General features: G+C 52.5%; 3 protein-coding genes. 1 reads left to right on the forward strand and 2 read right to left on the reverse strand.

From position 1 onward, the window contains the following. Positions 1-271 precede the first annotated feature (271 nt). Entirely contained in the window at positions 272-1,663 is a 1,392-nt protein-coding gene (locus KGP17_RS23285; RefSeq protein WP_223498460.1) for a Xaa-Pro peptidase family protein, read from the forward strand. 50 nt (positions 1,664-1,713) lie between these two features. Here KGP17_RS23285 and KGP17_RS23290 read toward each other — a convergent pair whose 3' ends face one another. Both KGP17_RS23290 and KGP17_RS23295 read right to left on the reverse strand, forming a co-directional pair. Continuing rightward, a complete protein-coding gene (locus KGP17_RS23290) occupies positions 1,714-2,373 on the reverse strand; it encodes a 4'-phosphopantetheinyl transferase superfamily protein (protein ID WP_221035268.1) in 660 nt (219 codons plus the stop codon). Positions 2,374-2,441: 68 nt separating this feature from the next. Then, positions 2,442-21,794, reverse strand: coding sequence for a non-ribosomal peptide synthetase (locus tag KGP17_RS23295; RefSeq protein ID WP_223498461.1), 19,353 nt, complete (start codon positions 21,792-21,794; stop codon positions 2,442-2,444). Positions 21,795-21,797 lie beyond the last annotated feature (3 nt).

Below are 21,797 nucleotides of genomic sequence, written 5' to 3' on the forward strand. Positions count from 1 at the left end.
GTGCCAGCCTGTTGTATAAACCGATCTTGAGGCAAAAAAAAACCTAAACCTCGGGTGGCGTGCTAACTAATAGCCAACACCACCCGAGGTTTAGGTTTTGCCTGTTAAACAGTAACAATCCTAATTTACAGTCCAATACGCTAACAGTTTGATAAATGAATGCAAGAACTCAAACCTATAAAAGTAGAAACTGTGATCAAATTAACGCTAAGCTGTTTTACACTGGCCAATAAGTCTTAACCAAAAGCTCCCACCAGGCAGAGAGGATCACATGAAAAACCAGCAAGTAAGCCTAAAAACAATCCCAGAGCCACAAAAGGACTGTTCTGGCGTGCCCGTTGCGCTTACGGACGAAACCATCCAACAAAGAAAAAACAACATCCTCAGCAGGATGAAGCAGCGTGGGCTTGATCAACTGGTGATTTACTGTGATGTGGAGCACGGTGGTAATTTTGAATATCTGGTTGGCTTTTTCACCCGCTTTGAAGAAGCCTTATTGATTATCAACGCCGATGGCGAAATGACGCTAGTGCTGGGGAACGAGAATCTCAATAAGGTCAGCAAAGCGCGGATCCAAGTCAAGGCGGTACATCTATCTCAATTCTCACTGCCAAATCAACCCGGCAGAAGCGATAAGTCGATTAAAGAGCTGCTGGTTGAAGCTGGCATTCGGGAAAATGCCCGCACCGGCCTGGTTGGCTGGAAGATGTTTACCAACGGGCCTGAAATCGACAAGAAAATCTACGACCTCCCGTCATTTATTGTCGATACCCTCCGTAACATTGTCGGTGATGAGGCCTGTTTATCCAATGAGACCGACTTGTTTATCGGCGAGCACGGGGTAAGAACGGTCAATAATGCCAACGAGGTGGCTCACTATGAATATGGTGCCGCATTAGCCTCCGATTGCATTCTGGATGCCATGAATAAGCTGGCCCCGGGCGTCACAGAACAAGCGTTAGGGGATTGCCTGGTGCGCTTTGGCCAGCACCCGAGTATCGTCACCATTGCTTCCAGTGGCCCACGCTTTATCAAGGGTAACCTGTTCCCAACAGACAATACCGTGAAGTACGGTGATACGATCTCGCTAACCGTTGGCTATCGCGGCGGGGCCTCCAGCCGGGCGGGTTATGCGGTCAATGCTAATGGTGAGTTATCAACAGAAGCAAAAAACTATCTGGATGCGGTCGCCAAGCCCTATTTCTCAGCCTATGCCCACTGGCTTGAAGTGATTAACGTTGGCATGCGTGGCGGGGAGCTGTTTGATCACGTGGAAGCGGTCTTACCGCGCTCAAAGTATGGTTGGTCGCTTTGCCCAGGGCACTTGACCGCTGAAGAAGAGTGGATGTCTTCGCCTGTTTATCAAGGCTCCCAGCAACCCCTGCTGAGCGGTATGATCCTGCAGATTGATATCATTCCTTCAGTGCCCAACTTTGGTGGCGTTTCTGCCGAAAGCACGGTGCTACTGGCAGATGAACAGCTGAAGTTGGAGATCCAACAACAGTATCCACAGCTGTGGCAGCGGATGCAGCAGCGTAGAAAATACCTGATCGAAACATTGGGGATAACGCTGTCAGCAGATATCTTGCCGATGTGCAGCACCGTTGCCTATTTGCGCCCTTATTTGCTGGACAAGGACAGCGCTTTTGTCTGCCAGAGCTGAGCGCCCCGCCATATCGCATACGGCTTTGGCAGAAAACGGCAACGATTAAGTCAGGCCAACAAAGTGTCAAAGGCTAACGAAAACAGTGCGGTGTCATAGGATGTTGAGGCGCTGGATAATACATATTCCCCCCCAATGTCCTGTGAGTACAAATACCACCGTTTTTCAGCAACATCGACGGTTAAGCCATTAGCAAAAGGGTGAGGTAAGGTAAACGTGGTCGGAGATAAAGCAAAACCCCGACCATCCGCTTTTATGATGGCTTCTTTTAACGACCACAGACGAAAGAAATCTACGTTTTTCCCCTGAGCGAGTTGTGTAAACTCCTCAGGGGTGAGCACATCCTGATAGTCATATATGTCAATGGGGACTCTTTTTTCCACATCAACGCCGATATCCCCCTGCGTGGTATAGGCACATACGGCCCAGTCCCCCGCATGGGAAAGATTAAACCCCCCTTTCATTCCCATCACAGCAGGCTTGCCATAGCGATTATAGTGCAGCCTGGGAAAATGACTTCCCTGATACCCAACATGTTTTTTTAATGCATAACGTAGCAGCATTCTCCCCAATAATGACCGGCGTTTATCGTCATCAAATCTAAACCGATCGAATAAGATCCGTTGGTCTCTATCAAGATAATCCCGCTGCGAATAAAGCAGTTCGCTGCTTAGCTCGTCAATACGAGAGCAGTAGATATAATTGGTCATGTTCTTTAACCCTTCACCGACAGCATGCTGGGCAGGTAATAGAACCCCTGCCCAGTACCAAGAAAGAATTAGCGGATATGGCTAATCAACTCATCCTCCCTTTCTAGCAAGGTAAAGTGACTGGCTGCTATTTCAAACAGCTGTAGTTGGGCGATATTTTCAACACCAGTATCAATGTTGTTAAACCGATATTGCTGGTATTCCTCATTATCTATCTCCTCTGTCGCCTTAAACAGCACGATCTGCGTATGTTTCAACACGGCAGAAAGTGGCTGTGCATTCAACACTTTATCGCTTATGGCAACCGATTCGACATTATGTCTTAAATAATGTGGGATTTGTAACCGTTCCATCATAGAGTCCAGGTTAAAGGATGACTCATTCCGCAGATAATGATCTTCGCTTAACAACCAGGTATCCAGCAGATAGACAGTGATCGCCTTAACCCCACGCGCTTCTAAATTGGCCGCGATCTCCAGTGCAATCTTCCCGCCCAACGACCAGCCTAATAAAGTGACCGGTTGGGTGATATCAAGCACGCGATCGATATGCTCCAGATAGAAACGTGCCAATTCATCAAGCCGCTCGACCTTCTGCTCGTGATAGAAGTTATATGAGTCAACCCCATAACAGCAGTAACGCTCACTCAACCTATTGGCCAAGGATTGGTAGACCGAACAGTTCCCCATCCCAGGGTGAACCATAAACATCTGTGGTTTTTGCGTTACCGTACTAAATGGCACTATCACCTCAAAGGACTTCCCCTGAGCCTGTGCAATGGCTTGCGATAACTCGCTTAGGGTGCGCGCATTGATAATATCAAGCAGACGTATTTTAACCCTCAGCACCTGGTTAATCCGGTTGTTCAGCCTCATCGCCAGGATGCTGTTGCCGCCCAACGCAAAGAAGTTATCCTCCATGCTGATTGCCTCAAAGGAAACTTGCAGCGTATCGGCGAGTAGCTCACATAGCGTTTTTTCAACCTTGTTTTCCGGTGCCACGTAGGTCACGGAATGGGTTATTTGCGGCTCAGGTAACAACCTTCTGTTCAGCTTACCGTTGGAGGTCACCGGCAGCGCCGTCAAATGAACAAATACGCTAGGTACCATATAATCTGGCAGGGTTTCCCGCAGATGAGCGCATAGCTTTTCGGTGGAAATTTCCTGCGCGGCAACATAATAAGCCACCAGATATTTATCGTTGCTGCCACGCTCACTGGCGATCACCACCGCATGATTAACGTCCGGATAACTGGCCAGGCGCGTTTCGATTTCTCCCAACTCAATACGGTAACCGCGCACTTTAACCTGGAAGTCATTGCGGCCCAGATATTGGATATTGCCATCGGCTAAATAGCGTACCACGTCGCCGGTTTTATACATCCGGCCATTGTAACCCCGTCGCTTTTCCTCACTGCTCTGGAATGGGTTACTCAGGAAAACCTTATCCGTCAATGGCTTATTATTCACGTAACCTCTAGCAACACCGACGCCACCAATGAATAACTCGCCAATAGCCCCCGGTGGAATGGGTTGCATTTGTGCATTCAGCACGTAGGCGGAAGTATTGTCGATCGGCTTACCGATTAACACATCCTTGATGGAGCGTGCGTTACAGTCGTAGAACAGCACATCCACCGTCGCTTCCGTTGGGCCATAGAGATTGTGGATCTGGCAATGCGGCAGTAAGCGCTGGCATTTTCTGACTTCCCCCACGTTTAACGCCTCTCCGCTGCAAAACAGGTAGTTAAGGCTGCCCAGTTTTGCCTGCAACGCACTCTGCCCTTCCAGGGTTTCAAGGAATGCCGACAGCATTGAAGGAACGAAATGGAGCGTCGTGACCTGTTGCTGTTCAATCAGTTCTGCCAGATAAACATTATCTTTATAGGCCTCCTGCGAGGCAAAAACGGTACAGGCCCCGAACCAGTTAGCCCAGAACAGCTCCCACACTGAAACATCGAAGGTGTAGTTAGTCTTTTGCAAGATACGATCCTGCGCCGTGATCGGATATTGCTTATGCATCCAGACAATACGGTTGATCACGCTGTGATGCTCTAGCATGACGCCTTTAGGATTGCCCGTGGTCCCGCTGGTATAGATGATGTAAGCCAAATCGGTAGACCGCACCGATGAAGGCTGGTTTTCGCCTGGGTAGCGGGCAACGTCAGCTGAGGTTTCCCGATCGGCGATATCAATGACGGTTCTGCCGGTTGCTGCTAGCGCTGCGGCTTTCTCATCGCCGGGGTGTGCCGTCAAGATGATATCGATACCGGCGTTGTCTAACATGTAACTGACCCGGTCATCCGGCGCCAGCGGATCCAGTGGAACGTAAGCGCCCCCCGCCTTGAGAATGGCCAGTATCGCGACCTGCATATGCTCAGAGCGGTTTAAACACAACGCCACCAGATCGCCAGTGCGGACAGCAAAGCGTTCTCTCAAGTAAACCGACAAGCGGTTAGCCCGTTCATTCAACTGCCGATAGGTCAGGCTCACCCCCTCAAACACCAGTGCGATATTCTCTGGGGTTCTTCCTACCTGCGCCTCGAACATTTCGTGGATCGTCATATCCCGTGGGTAGTCGCATTCTGTGCGGTTCCCCTGGCAGATGATTTGCTCGTATTGTGCCGTATCCAGGTACTGGAGCTCCGCAAGGGAACGCCCCTGGCTGCACAGCGAACCCAGTTGGCGCAGGATATGCTGATAGGTCGCAATGTAGTTCTGCATCGTTTGCCCGTTGAACAGGGCCGTCGCATAGTTGAAGACGCCACCGATCGCCTCTTCACTGTCGTCCATCATCACGGTCAAATCGAACTTCGCTGCCCGATACGCCCCTTCTTGCGCGTCATACTGCTCGAACAGGCTTTCTCCTTCGGTACGTCCTGCTGCGCCAAACGATTGGAGACTGAACATCACCTGGAAGATCGGGTGCCTTGAACTGTCTTTTTCCGTTTTCAGCACTTCAACCAGCTTTTCGAAAGGCAGATCCTGATGGGTATGCGCTTCACTGACCTGCTGCCCCGTTTCGCCAATAAATTCTCTGACCGTTTGGCTGACGTCTATCTGCCTTCTCAGGACCAGCGTATTGACAAACAGGCCCAGGGTGTCTTCCACCCCCGGGTAATGCCTGCCCGCTATCGGTGTCCCCAACACGATATCCTGCTGGTTACTGTAAACCCCCAGCAGCAGGTAATAGCCGCTCAGCAGTACCGTGTACAGGCTGACGTTCAACGAGGCGGCCAACGCCCGCAGCTCGGCACTGGTCGCCGCATCCAGCTGGAAGGTGATATCGTCGCCACGGTAATCCAATTGCAGTGGGCGCACATGGTCCGTCGGCAGGTTGAGCGGCTCATGGTCCGCCAGTTGCCCATGCCAGTAGGCCAGTTGCTTGTCCAGCGTGGCACCTTGCAGGTGTTGGCGCTGCCACAGTGCAAATTCCCGGTACTGCACTGGCGGAGCCGGGAGTTCATGGCTGGCCTCTCCGGTGAACACGCGGTAATAGTGCAGCAACTCTTTTAACAGCAGATCTACCGACCAGCCGTCAAACGCGATGTGGTGAATGACGATGCTGAAGTAGTGGCTTCCCGCCAGCGTATAACTGCTGGCTGCAATCGGGCACTCCTGCGCCAGATCAAATACCCGGTGCTGATGCTCATGCAGCCGCGCATGCAGCGCTTGCACGCTGTCGCATGTTTCGTGCGGTAGGCTCAGTGAGAATGTCTCGGCTGGCAGGATCTGTTGATACCCCTGCCCGTCGTCATCACACAGGATCAGGGTGCGCAGCACTTCATGCCGGTCAACCACCTTCATCAGGGCCTGTGCCACTTTCTGCGGATCGGTACCGGCCTGCAGCTTGAGCGTCAGCGGGATGTTGTAGGCGTTGCTGCCTTCTTCATAACGGTCGATAAACCACAGGCGCTCCTGGGCAAACGACAGCCGCTGTTCCTCAGGCCTGGCGATCGACGGTGCCTGGATGATCTGGCTACCCTGCGCGGTATTATCAATAAATGCCGCCAGCGCACGGATGGATCTCAGGCGGAACAGGTCAGAGACATGCACACTTTTTTCTAACGCGCGGGTCAAACGGCCCACCAGCTTGATCGCCAGAATGCTGTTGCCCCCCAGGCGATAGAAGTCGTCCAGCACGCTGAGGCTGTCCTGCGGGAGGGCGAGCAGCTCGGCGAAGACCTCGGCCAGTTGCTGCTCGGTCGCCGTCGCTGGTGCTACCCGATCTGCCTGCGCCTCAAACGTCGGGACCGGCAAGGCAGCACGATCGACCTTGCCGTTGACGGTCATCGGTAGCGACAGCAGGTGAACCAGGGCCGACGGCACCATGTAGTCCGGCAGAACCTGTTGCAGATGGGCGCGCAACACATCTTGCTCCAAGGGGGCCTGTGCGACGTAGTATGCCGTCAGATGGGTATGCCCCGCCGGGTTAGTGCTCGCCAGGACCAGTGCCTGCTGGATGGCAGGATGCTCGATCAGCCGGGCTTCGATCTCCCCCGGCTCAATACGGAAGCCACGGATCTTGACCTGGAAGTCATTGCGGCCCAGGTATTCGATATTACCGTCCGGCAGGTAACGGCCCCGGTCCCCGGTTTTGTAAAGGCGGGCGTTTTCACCACGGCTGCGCTCGGCGTCACTGCGGAACGGATTGGCAATAAACGCGTCCGCTGTCGCCTGCGGGTTATTCAGATAGCCGCGTCCAACGCCAGCGCCACCGATATACAGCTCACCAATCGCACCTTGTGGGACGGGGCGCAGGTGGCGATCCAGCAGATAGACGCAAACGTTGTTGATCGCCTTGCCGATATTGGTATTGGCATCACCAGGTTGATAGATCCGCGCCGTCGCCCAAACGGTGGTTTCGCTAGGCCCGTAACCGTTGATCAAACGGACTCCGGCCTCACAGTAGCGGTCAATCATCGCCGCGTCGAGACACTCCCCGCCAACAACCAGCGTGGACAGTTCCAGAAGTTCATTTTGTGCCAGTAACGCCGGAGGAATAAAGGCGAAATCGATAGCGTGATCCCTGATATAGGCAGAGAGCGCGATAAAGTCGAGACGTTGGTGTTCTGCCAGAATATGCAGGCAATGGCCATTCAACAAGGCACAGAAGACATCCAGCGCATGGGCATCGAAAACATATTCCGAGTACCACAACGTGTTTAGTCTGGCAGACTGCTCATAGCCCGTAGGCATACCTAACAGGTCTGACTGCCCTTGCGCCAGGTTGATTAACGAGTGATGTTCAATCATCACCCCTTTTGGCCGGCCAGTGGTTCCGCTGGTATAGATGATATAAGCCAAATCGTCTGGCTGCGTGCGTGACGGTACATTGCTGTCGTCGAGCTGCGCCAGCCTGTTGGCCAATTGCGGGTTATCAATATCCAGCAGAGGGAAGCCACAGCCAGCGATGCGTGCATCATAATGCTGCTGCGTCAGGATCAACACCGGTTTAACGTCGTCAACCAGCAGACTCAAGCGCTCCAACGGTGCCTGAGGGCTAATCGGGACATAGGCCGCTCCGGCCTTGAGCACGGCCAGCATGGCAATGACCATATGGGTCGACTTATCAAAATAGAGGGCAATCGCGCTGTCAGGCTGTATCGCAAAGTTCGCCTGCAGGTAAGCCGCCAACTGGTTCACCCGCTGATTTAACTCGCGATACGTCAACCGAGTATCCTGATATACCAACGCCAAAGCATCCGGCGTTCTGGCAGCCTGCTCTTCAAACATCTGACCGACCAGTTTATTCCGCTCCACGGCAACCTGAACCCGCGGCTGGTTTGCTACCAGCTGCGTATAGTCCTCCTTCGTCAGCAGCGATAACGCCTGGGGAGCCATGGCCGGGTCCGCGATCAACTGCTGTACGGTGAGCCGAATTCCCTGCAGCACGCCTTCAATGGCCGAACGGCTGAACAGCTCGCCCGCATAGTTGATCTTGAACTCAATCAGTCCATCCTGTTCATACACCATGATGCCCAGCGGGTAATCCAGTTTTTCATCACTGTCCTCAAACTCGAGTTTGAACAGGCTCTCGCCGTTATCGGCAGGCACCGGATAGTTTTCAAACACGAATAGCGAGTTGAACAGACGTACCCCCGCCTTTTGCAGTGTGATCAGGCTGATATTGCTGTAGCTATTGATGTCATTAATATGGGCCTGCAGGCGTTTGACATTGTCGATGATCGCCTCATCGGTATGTGCCAGAACGACAGGCAACGTATTGATATATAACCCAACAGAGCGCTCTATCTCCTCCACCGGCAGATTACGGCCAGACACCGTCATGCCCACAATCGTCACGTCCGCGTGGCTATAAAGGCTGAGCTGTTGGTGCCAGCAATACTGCATCAGCGCATTCAACGTCACGCCATGCTGCCGCGAGAGCGCCTTCAGCCCGTGGTAAAGCTCACCGGCCAATGCGGTCGACACGCTCTGAGGGTCTTGTAAGTGTTTATATTCACTTAAATTGACGTGCTTCATCTCAGGCTTTAGCAGGCCGGTGAGATTCTCTTGCACTTCCAAGCCACCCAGATAGTTTTGCCAGAACTGCTCGGTTTCCTGGCTAACCGTCTGTAGCAATGCCTGCGCCTCCAGATAACTTTGATCTGCGGCTTGCTCCGGCGCGCTTCCCTGTTGCAGGGCCAGATAATTTTGGTGCACGTCGTTGAGCAAGATCGGCAGGCTCCAGCCGTCCAGAATCGCGTGATGGTTATTAAACAGACAAATGTAGTGTTCGGCCGCGCACTTAACGATATACAGCCGGAATAACCCGCTAGCAGACAAATCGAAATGGGTCTGCTGATCCTGCTTGATGAGTTCAGCCACGGTGCTTGCTCGTGCACGTTCGTCCTGCTCACTGATATCGATAAACTGCCAACCAAAGGTGCCTTGCTTATCGACAATCTGCACAAACTCTTCCTCCCAGGAGAATCTTAGCCGCAGCGCCGGATATTTCGCCTGGCTGCATTGCCACGCCCGTTTTAACAGCTCGACATCCAACGCATTGCGATAGTGCCAGACCATTTGCGTACGATAGGCGTTGTCGATATCGCCTTGCAGTACGTAATGATAAATAAACCCTTGTTGCAGGCTGTTAGCCGGATAAATCGCCACCACCTCTTCATCCTGCTGGAGGTGCGCTAACAATTCACCGGAGACCACGCCATTAACATCAGACTCGGTGAGATAAGAGCGAGATGACCGCTTAAGCTCATCGATCAACTGGATTAACCGCTGGCGATAAGTCGTGGCGAACAGTTCGAGCTGTTCCGGGCTGAGATCACCCTCGACCAGGAACTGTAATTGACCATTGAGCACACCGCCGTTCAGCGCTAAAAAGTCCGTTGTGCGGTTATTCGCTGATAATGCCGACCCCGTAGATTCCTGAACAAACGCCCACTCGCCATCCCGTTCATCACCATCAAACTGGCCAAGGTAGTTGAAGCTCACTGCCGGCAATGCCTGCGCATCATAGCCAACCAACACGCCATAGCCTAAGCCATGGTGAGGAGGGGTTCGCAGCCTGTCTTTAATCAGCGGTAAATTGCGTACAAGGTCACGATGCTCAATACGCAGATTGACCGGATACATGCAGGTAAACCAACCGACGGTATTGTTGATATCCACATCGTCAAACATCGCCTCTCTGCCATGCCCTTCCAGCAGGACATACTGGCTGTCACCGCCAACCACCTGCGACAATGCATCCGCCAGTACGGTCAGCAGAATATCGTTCACCTCGGTGTGATAAACATGATGAAGGTCTCGCAACAGACAACCGGTTTGCTGTTGCGACAGGCTTATCATCGTACGATTGAGCGTCCCCACGCGATGGGCGTCCAAACACTGGTGCCAGGCGTCCAAATCCGTGGTCAGGTTCTCCCAGTAGTGCCTCTCATCCCTATGGTTGTTCACGGCAACGGCTGGGTAGTTTTGCAGCGAGTTGACCCATTGGCGGTAACTCGTGCCTTTCTGGCCCAGGATAGTTTGCGCATCAGCCGTCTCATCAAGGTTATCGCCTTGTGCTGCAAAGAACTGGTAAAGCGTGCGTAAGTCGTGGTTAATAATCCGCCAGCTGACCGCATCAATATTGAGATGGTGTACCGCTACATGGATACGCGCAGTCTCATCAGCGTAGCCTGCAATATAACCGATATGGAACAGTGGCCCTTCTGCCAGGCAAAAACGGTTCTGCCAGGCCGTCAACTGCGCATCGAGCTGAACGGCTGTGAAATCCTGTTGATTGATCGCATCAAATGGCAAGGTCGCTATCGTTTGACGGTAGTGGCCGACAGCGGCATCATTCGGGTAAACGGCACGCAAAATGTCATGATATTCAACCAGTTTAGCCACGCTCAAACGCAGTAACTCAACGTTTAACGTTGGCACTTTAACCATAAATGCCTGGTTCCAATGCCCAGCATCAGGCAATTTCCCCGACTCGACGGCCTGGAAGAACCAGCGCTGGATCGGCGCCAAGGGTAGCTCATCCGCCAGCATGCCCGCCTCTGACTGGATAACCGGCAAATTGTCCCTCTGACGTTGCAGTAGGTAAGTGCTCAATGCTTTGGCCGTTCTGTGGGCAAAGATGTCTTTCACCGTGAGATGGTGGCCAGATAACTTTTTGAGTTTATTCGCCAGTTGGATACTGCTGATACTGTCCCCGCCCAAGCGGAAGAAATCATCGGTGATCCCCACCGCATAATCCTTAAGCTGTAATACCTCCGCAAATACGCGGCAGATCAGCATTTCACTCTCGTTGGCTGGGGCCACGTAGTTCGCCTCATCCGTTAATATCGGCAGAGGTAAGGCTTTGCGATCCAACTTATTGTTCATGTTCATCGGCAATGCCGTTAAATGAACAAACGCCGTGGGGATCATATAGGCAGGCAAACGCTGTTGCAGATGCTCAGACAGCACATCTGCTGGCAATGCGTCTGGCGCGACATAATAGGCCACCAGGTACTTTTGCCCCGAGTCATGCTCCAGCGCCAGGACCACTACCTGTTCAATCTGTGGATATTGGGTCAGAAAACTTTCGATTTCGGCCAATTCGATCCTGAAGCCACGGATCTTCACCTGGGCATCATTACGCCCAATATAGTCAATCTTACCGTCGTTCAGGTAACGGACTAAATCGCCCGTTTTATACAGCCGATCGTGACGGCCTCGCGCTTTATCTTCATCACTTTGCAGTGGGTTGACGATAAACGCCTGATGAGTCGCCTCAGGGTTATTTAAATAACCACGGCCTACACAGTCGCCACTGATATAGAGCTCACCCACGGCACCCGCAGGGAGCGGCCGTAGAGAACTGTCCAGAATATAAGCGTAAGCATTGCCTATCGGCCGGCCAATGATGGTATTGCTATCGCCCGTTTGGTAAACATTCCTGGTGACAAAGACCGTGGTTTCCGTTGGGCCATAGCAGTTAACTATTTTTACCCCCTGAGCGCTATAGCGCTCTATCACGCTGCTACTGGCCACCTCCCCTCCCAGGATTAGCGTGGAAAGCCCCAGTGTTTCATTGTTATTTAGCAGCGCAGGGGGCACAAAGCCGATATCAATGGCATGTTGTTTAATGTAGGCAGCAAGCGCACCGAAATTCAAACGTATCTCTTTAGACAAGACATGTAAGCAATGGCCGGTCAGCAACGGGCTGAACACATCCAGAACATGCGCGTCAAAGGTATAGTTTGAATAGAAAAGGTAACTTTTTGTCGGCTCTCCGACCTGACAGATCTCAGTGCCAAAGATACTCCGCTGAGCCTCCACAAGATTGGCGACAGAATGATGCTCAATCATCACCCCTTTAGGAGTTCCCGTCGTCCCGCTGGTATAGATGACATAAATCAGATTGTCAGGTTTGGTTTGGGTTACCACGTTAACCACCAGGTGGCTAGCAGCCCGCGCTATCAACTCAGGATCGTCCACGCACAACAGCGCCGTCTTCTGTGGATCAATCAGTTTGGCCAGCGCCTCTTGCGCGCCCAACTCCGTCAGAATAACGCGGGAATGAATATTTTCTATCGTCCAGAGCATTCTCTCCGCGGGCATATCGGGGCTAAGCGGTACATAGGCAGCTCCGGCCTTCAACACCGCCAGGATACTCACGATCATGCGCTCCGATCTTTCCAGGCAAAGCCCGATCAGATCGTCCGGTTGTAAAACAAACTGCGCTCTCAAATAAGCGGCCAACCGGTTGGCGCGTTCATTCAACTGCCGATAGGTCAGGCTCACGCCCTCAAACACCAGTGCGATATTCTCTGGGGTTCTTGCGACCTGCGCCTCGAACATTTCGTGGATCGTCATATCCCGTGGGTAGTCGCATTCGGTGCGGTTCCCTTGGCAGATGATTTGCTCGTATTGCGTCGTATCCAGGTACTGGAGCTCCGCAAGGGAACGCCCCTGCCTGCACAGCGTACCCAGTTGGCGCAGGATATGCTGATAGGTCGCAATGTAGTTCCGCATCGTTTGCCCGTTGAACAGGGCCGTCGCATAGTTGAAGACGCCACCGATCGCCTCTTCACTGTCGTCCAGCATCACGGTCAAATCGAACTTCGCCGCCCGATACGCCCCTTCTTGCGCGTCATACTGCTCGAACAGGCTTTCTCCTTCGGTACGTCCTGTGGCGCCAAACGATTGGAGACTGAACATCACCTGGAATATCGGGTGCCTTGAACTGTCCTTTTCCGTTTTCAGCACTTCAACCAGCTTTTCGAAAGGCAGATCCTGATGGGTATGCGCTTCACTGACCTGTTGGCCCGTTTCGCCAATAAATTCTCTGACCGTTTGGCTGACGTCTATCTGCCGTCTGAGGACCAGCGTATTGACGAACAGGCCCAGGGTGTCTTCCACCCCCGGGTAATGCCTGCCCGCTATCGGTGTCCCCAATACGATATCCTGCTGGTTACTGTAAACCCCCAGCAGCAGGTAATAGCCGCTCAGCAATACCGTGTACAGGCTGACGTTCAACGAGGCGGCCAACGCCCGCAGCTCGGCACTGGTCGCCACATCCAGTTGGAAGGTGATATCGTCGCCACGGTAATCCAATTGCAGTGGGCGTACATGGTCCGTCGGCAGGTTGAGCGGTTCATGGTCCGCCAGTTGCCCATGCCAGTAGGCCAGTTGCTTGTCCAGCGTGGCACCTTGCAGGTGTTGGCGCTGCCACAGTGCAAATTCCCGGTACTGCACCGGCGGGGCCGGGAGTTCGTTGCTGGCCTCTCCGGTGAACACGCGGTAATAGTGCAGTAACTCTTTCAACAGCAGATCCACCGACCAGCCGTCAAACGCGATATGGTGAATGACGATGCTGAAATAGTGGTTCCCCGCCAGCGTATAACTGCTGGCTGCAATTGGGCACTCCTGCGCCAGATCAAATACCCGGTGCTGATGCTCATGCAGCCGCGCATGCAACGCCTGCACGCTGTCGCATGTTTCGTGCGGTAGGGTCAGTGAGAATGTCTCTGCTGGCAGAATATGTTGATACCCCTGCCCGTCGTCGTCACACAGGATCAGGGTGCGCAGCACTTCGTGCCGGTCAACCACCTTCATCAGGGCCTGTGCCACTTTCTGCGGATCGGTACCGGCCTGCAGCTTGAGCGTCAGCGGGACGTTGTAGGCGTTGCTGCCTTCTTCATAACGGTCGATAAACCACAGGCGCTCCTGGGCAAACGACAGCCGCTGTTCCTCAGGCCGGGCGATCGACGGTGCCTGGATGATCTGACTACCCTGCGCGGTATTATCAATAAATGCCGCCAGCGCACGGATGGATCTCAGGCGGAACAGGTCAGAGACATGCACGCTTTTTTCTAACGCGCGGGTCAAACGGCCCACCAGCTTGATCGCCAGAATGCTGTTGCCCCCCAGGCGATAGAAGTCGTCCAGCACGCTGAGGCTGTCCTGCGGGAGGGCGAGCAGCTCGGCAAAGACCTCGGCCAATTGCTGCTCGGTCGCCGTCTCTGGTGCCACCCGGTCTGCCTGCGCCTCAAACGTGGGGACCGGCAAGGCCGCGCGATCGACCTTGCCGTTGACGGTCATCGGTAGCGACAGCAGGTGAACCAGGGCAGACGGCACCATGTAGTCCGGCAGAACCTGTTGCAGATGGGCGTGCAACTCATCTTGCTCCAAGGGATCCTGTGCAATGTAGTATGCCGTCAGATGGGTATGCCCCGCCGGATTCTCGCTCGCCAGAACCAGTGCCTGCTGGATGGCAGGATGGTCGATCAGCCGGGCTTCGATCTCCCCCAGCTCAATACGGAAGCCACGGATCTTGACCTGGAAGTCATTGCGGCCCAGATATTCGATGTTACCGTCCGGCAGGTAACGGCCTTGATCCCCGGTTTTATAAAGGCGGGCATTTTCACCACGGCTGCGTTCGGCGTCACTGCGGAACGGATTGGCAATAAACGCATCCGCTGTCGCCTGCGGATTGTTCAGATAGCCGCGCCCAACGCCAGCGCCACCAATATACAGCTCACCAATCGCACCCTGTGGGACGGGGCGCAACTGTTCGTCGAGTATATACAGCTGGGTATTACTGATTGGCTGACCGATGGGAACGGTGTAATCAAACGCCTGCGACGCCGTATTGGTCAAATAGGCCGTGGCGTAGGTTGTCGTTTCCGTCGGCCCGTAAACATGCACCAACTTGACCTGCGGATAAAGCGCTCTAAAACGATTAACATGGTTAACGGACACCTGCTCACCACCGAACAGCAGGTAGTTCAACTGCTGCAAACCAGGCAGTTCAGCATCCACCAGCGTATTAAAGAAGGCGGTCGTGGCAAAGAAATTGCTGATCTGACGATCGACAATAAGCTGAGAGAGACGGTCTAAGTCCAGGATATTTGGCTTATCGGCAATCACCAACGCGGCGCCATTTAACAACGCCCCAAAGATGTCATAAATGGAGGCATCAAACTGATAGCCTGAAATGCCAAGAATGCGATCCTGTTCACCGATCTCAACATAATTGGGATTAATCACCAGCCGGTTCACACAGCGTTGCTCTATCAACGTCCCTTTAGGATATCCCGTCGTGCCACTGGTATAAATGACATACGCCAGATCGTGGGGGCCGGTATTGCTGCATGGGTTATCTGTTGCACTGCGCGCCAAACGCGCGGTGGTTTCCGGTGCGTCAAGAGGGATAAGCATGGCGCCGGGTGCCATCTGGTCTAGCCTTTGCAAAGCCTGCCGTTGGCAAAGCACCGCTTTTACCTTGGCATCCGCAATAATATAGCCATTGCGCTCATCGGGGGAATCCGGATCCATCGGCACATAGGCCGCGCCCGCTTTCAGTATGGCCAGAATGCCAATGACCAACTGCTCACTGCGCTCAAGATAGAGACCCACGAGATCGTTGGCGCGCAGCTGACAACATTGCTGCAAATAGTGCGCTAGCCGGTTCGCCTGTTGATTTAACTGTGCGTACGTTAACACCACGTCGTTAAATTCTACGGCGACGCTGTCTGGTGAGGCGGCCACGCGAGCTTCAAACAGTGCGGCGAGGGTTTTATCATGCTCGTAGGGCCTGCGGGTATCATTCCACTGGTGGATCATCGTTTGATACTGCGCCGCCTGCAGATAACGCAACTCGGTTTGAGACTGAGAGGCACCCTGAACAATATTTTCTACCAGCGTCCTCATCGTGTTCAGCAGTTGTTCGATCAGCACGTCATCAAACAGTTCACCGGCATAATGCAGGCTCAACGCCAGATGTTGCTGTTCCAACACGGTCACCACCAACGGATAATCTTGCTTCTCGTTAGCACTGCCGAAACGTAGCCGTAAATCGCTATCGATGTCCCCACTGGGCATTGGATAGTTTTCAAAGACGAACAAAGAGTTAAACAGGCGTTTACCTGCCGGTTGTAGCTCAGCCAGATTGACATGGCTGCGGGTGTTCGCCTCGTTAATCGCGTCCTGCAGGTTTTGAATAGCCGTGCGGATCGACACAGAAGCCTGATGATCGACGATCAGCGGCAGTGTGTTGATCAATAATCCTACCGTTTGATCCACGCCATCCACGGGCAGGTTACGGCCTGAAACCACCGTGCCAACGATGCTGGCCGCATTGCCAGAATAAATACTGAGCACTTTGTGCCAGCAATATTGCAATAGCGCATTCAGGGTTATCGCGTTCTCGGCGGTGAACAATTTCAGCTGTTGGTAACAAGGTTCATCAAACATCAACTGCTGTGTTTTCGGCGTTTTAATGTGCTTATATTCATTTAACTGAACGTGCTTCGCCTGCCCGCACAGCAAGATATTTAAATCTTCGGGTTCATCCTGTGGTGCCAGATAGTCCCGCCAATACGGTAAATGCTCGCTTTTGTTCGACTGTATATAGCGCTGAACCTGGTGGAAACCGTGGTCACCTTCCTGCTTCAACGTTTCACCACGCAACAATGCCAGATAGAATTTATGCACCGCTTCAATCAGTAGCGGGTTACTCCAGCCATCCATGATGGCGTGGTGGCAGCTGAAAATGCAGCGGTAACGTTCATCCGCATTTTTGACCACATAGACACGGAAGATCCCGCTGATCGACAAATCGTAAGGCCGTGCTCGATCCTGGGCAGATAAATCAGAGAAGAAAGCTTGCTGTTGGTGCTCACTTTTTCCACTGAGATCAAAGAAATGCCAGTTCAGTGCAGCATGGGCATCAACAATCTGCACCAACTCTTCATCCCAATTAAACCGCAGGCGGAGCGTTGGATAATGCTGCTGAGCATGTAACCATGCCTGCTTCAGACAGGCGATATCGAGCGCATTGTCATAGTCCCAGAACATCTGGGTATGGTAGGCATCGTCGACTTCACCCTGCGATAGCGCGTGGTAAATAAAGCCTTCCTGCAAACTATTGGCCAGATACACCGACTCCAGCTCGGTATCACGCTGTAGAGCGTCAAGTGTTGCTTGAGGTATTACCCCGTCAATATCTCGCGCGGTCAGATAAGTGCGGCTTTCCGCCATCAGGTGCTCAATAACGCCTGCAATCGCCCCCTGGTAACGGCTCGCCAGGTGTTGCAATACTTCGTCTGCCAGGTAACCGGAGAGGCGTATTCTCAGTTCCCCCCCAACTACACCACAGTTGACGCTGAGCAGATGCGCTTCACCATTCTCATGCGCAACGGTTTGTCCGCTGTTTGTAGGGCTGAAGCACCATCCCTCCTGCTGCACCTCATCAAAGCGCCCTAAATAGTTAAAGCTAACCGGTGGCAGCTGGTCGGTGTCATACCCCATCAACGGCGCAAATCCAACGCCCCGGCGCGGGATCCCGCCAACGGTCTCTTTGACGGTCACGATCCGTTGACGCCAGTCCCCCTCGCTACTCAAGCGGACCGGGTACATTGTTGTCAGCCAGCCTACCGTACGGTTGATATCAACGCTGGTATCGAGCGCTTCCCGGCCATGGCCTTCCAACGTCAGGTACTGGGTATGCAGCCCGGTAAACTCTTTGAGGATCTCAACAAAGCTCGCTAACAGAAGATCGTTGACCTGGGTATTGAACACATGATGCACCCCGCCCAACAGATGCTGCGTTAAGGTTTTGTTTAACGATAGCTCGCGTTGGCTCAAGGATGGCGAGGTGAAAAGCGGCGCTATCCGTTGGCGATAGTCACCAAGACCGCCAATCACAGTACGCCAATAAAGCGTTTCCTCATTGGCTCCCTGATGGTTGGCATAATCCTGTATCTGGGCAGCCCACTGACGATAACTGGTGGGCTTCTCACCTAAAATCTCAACGGGATCGCTAATACCCGCCGCGTTTCCTGCCAGCGCGCGATAAATCCTCTCCAGATCCTGTTTGATGATATGCCAACTTACCGCATCCATAATCAGGTGATGGAAAGCAAAATGTAGCTTCGCCCGCGGCGCATTTTCGCTTGTTATATAGCCAATATGGCACAGCTTGCCGCCAAAGATATCAAACTCACTTTGCCACCGATCAAAGAGCGCGATTTGTTGCTCGGCACCCACGGGTTCATCAATAACCGACAGCGGTATTTCGCCGACGTCTGATTGGTAGTGCTGGCTGTAACCACCATCACTGTCATGCGCAAAGACCAGTCTCAGGGCATCATGATAGGCAAATAACAACGCCAGGCTCTTGTTGAGTATGCCAATATCCAACGGGGGAACATCCAGCACAAAGGATTGGTTCCAGTGCTGGTAAGCGGCAAAAGTCCCCTGATCGACACGATCGAAGAACCACTGCTGGATCGGCAGCAACTGCGCAGGGCCGCTCAACATCCCCGACTCGGAGAGATGTTTGATGTGATGTTCATCGCCGTCCAGCACGATATTCCGGGCAAGTAAACGAACGGTTTTACAGTCAAAAATATCTTTGACGCTGGCCGCCCCTTTTAGCCTTTGACGGATCATTCTCACCATCTGAATGGCGCTGATACTGTCGCCGCCCAGCTTAAAGAAATCGTCATTAACGCCGACATGACCCGGCGCCTGGCCTAATATCTCACCATAGATCTGGCATAGCGCCATTTCCATCTCATCGGCAGGAGCGACATAGTCATCCTGCCCGCTCAGATCTGGCAGCGGTAACGCCTTACGGTTTAATTTACCGTTAACCGTCATCGGGAACGCCGTTAAATGAACATAGGCCATCGGGATCATATAGTCAGGCAAAGCATCCGCCAGGTGCCCAATGATCTGCTCTTTGTCCAAGGCAACATCCGCAACATAGTAGGCAACTAACGACAGGGCTCCCGTCGGGAGCTTATGTGCAATGACCGCCGATTGGATAATCTGCGGAATTTGCACCAGTTGCATTTCAATTTCGCTTAATTCAATTCTGAAACCGCGGATCTTCAGTTGGGAGTCTCGCCTGCCAACATACTCAATGTGACCGTCGGCCAAGCGGCGGGCAAGATCGCCGGTTTTATACAGCCGTGCCGCTTCATTGTGCTGCTTTTGCTCGTCGCTCTGGAAGGGATTGGCGATAAAGGTACGCTCGGTCTGCTGCGTATCATTCAGATAACCCCGGGCCAAGCCAACGCCACTGATATAAAGCTCACCGATCACACCGACGGGGACAGGTGCCAGGTGTTCATCTAAAACATGCACATCAAGATTCAGTAGCGGCAGGCCGATATTGAGGTTGCCATCGCCATTTTCGTAATAGTGCAACGTCGCACAGACACTGCTTTCCGTCGGGCCATAGGCGTTGATAACCGTTGTTCCCTGCGCACGATAACGTTGCATAATCTCACGATTACAAGGTTCACCAGCAACAACCAGAGTAGAGAGCGCTAAAAGGGAGTTTTTATCCAATAATGCCGGGGGAATAGTGGCAATATCAATGCGAGCATCGGCAATATATTCCGCTAACGCGTCAAAATCCTTGCGCTTATTTTCCGGCAAAATATGTATCACATGGCCATTGGCAATCGCCGTAAAGAGCTCAGAGACATGGGCATCAAAAACATAGGCGGCATACCAAAGACATTGCTTTATCGACTCCTCGCCAGGTGCCAAGCCAAACGCTTCGCCCTGAACCAGCGCCAGATTGATTAATCCCGCGTGTTCAATCATCACACCTTTTGGCTTACCTGTCGTGCCGCTGGTATAAATAATATAGGCTAACTGGTGCAAATTTATGGCGATATCAAGGTTCTCTGACTGCTGCTGAGCAACCAGGTCGCGCTGAAACTGCGGGTTATCAACGGCAATAATCGGCACCTGTGGCAACTCTGCAATCTGATCCAAATAGCTCACGCTGGCGCTATCGCCCAAGATGGCTTTCGCTTGCGTGTCCTGCAGAATAAAACTTAGCCTGTTCCCGGCCTCGCCAGGGTTAAGCGGAACATACGCTGCCCCCGTTTTGAGTATGGCAAGAATACATACGGGCATTGCTGCCGACTTTTCAAGGCACAGGGCGACGAAATCGCCGCTCTTGATCCGCAGTTCACACCTTAGGTAATCAGCCAGACGGTTGGCCTGTTGATTAAGCTGTTGATAGGACAGTGTTTGATTGTCATAGACAACGGCGTTGCGGGCTGGGTAAGTCGCGGCCATACGCTCAAATTGTTCGACAATCGAATGTTGAGGGACTTTAGCCCCAGCGCATACATGCTGGGTGTGGCGTGGCGGCTGCGCAATCAGCGTGATGGTCTTTATTGGCGTGTCTACTTCACCTGCAAGCAGCTTATCAAGCGTATTAATAAACAGATCTTTATACAGATCGATAAAATTCTCAACCAAAGAGGCATCAAGGACGTTGCGATCAAACCTGACGCGATAGTTGATACCACTCGCTAACACCTCCTGTTCAAACAACAGTTCATTCACCAGGTCAATATGGAAGTCGTGATTGGCCGACTCATCCACGATGCCACTAAAATGGGTATGATGATCACGCAGGAAAGTTTGGGCAAAAGCGACATCCAGTACACCGGTGGCCTCACCACAAGCCAGGATCTCATGGACAGGTAAATATTTGGCTTTTGTCTGCTTTAATGCTTTGTAATAACGATGAACACTGGCAATAACGCTACGGATAGTCGCATCATCCGCAAAGCGATAATCGATAGCCAAGGTATTGATATGCGCGCCATACAACAGCTCCTTACCTTCAGAGATCGCCACCGGGTAAGCGAGCGCAACGGCTTTTTGCCCTGACATTTTGTGTAACAGCAGTGCCATGACCATTTGCCCAAACAGGTAAGTGGTCAACTTATACTTGCGCAGTAACAGCTTTACGCGTCGGCTGATATCTTCATCAAAACCAAACAGTAACTCGCTGATCTGACGCCGGGTTGCAACGGTTGTAAGCTGGCGGCCTGTTTGTAAAAAGCGTAAATCAACGCCTTCAAGATCGCCCAGACGCTCGCGCCAGAACTCACGCATTTGCTCGCCTTTTTCTTGCAGAAGCGTGGCGAAATTATGGCAAAGCTGCTGGTGCATAGCCCCTTGATCTTGCAGCGATGGCACCTGATAGTCGATGCCATTATAGCGTTTACGCCATTTGTCCCAGATCTCTTCGGTACTGATGCCATCGACAACAATATGATGAAAAATAAACAATGTACGGTATCGTTCTTCCCCAAGAGAAATCAAATGTATCCGTACCAGCGGACCATTTCTTAAGTCAAAGGGGGCAGAGACTAACGCATAAATTTCTTCATCGGTTAACGGGGTGTCGTGATAGGTGACTAAATTGAAAAAGGGCTCTCTCGGTATCCAAAAGGCTCCATCAGGCCCGTCATCAATGTTATGACGGGTAATAAAATGCTCGTTAAGCAGCTGTTCAAAACTATCGTTATACTTTTTTTTGTCTATTTCGCCGACAATAGTATTGTCGATCACCATATTGTAATCGCTGCGATCGGGATCTTGTAGCCACTCATAATAAAAAATTGTCTGATAGGGGGTGAGCGTTATTTTTCTCATGTA

The organism is Serratia sp. JSRIV001 (assembly GCF_019968745.1).
Lineage (GTDB): Bacteria > Pseudomonadota > Gammaproteobacteria > Enterobacterales > Enterobacteriaceae > Chania > Chania fonticola_B.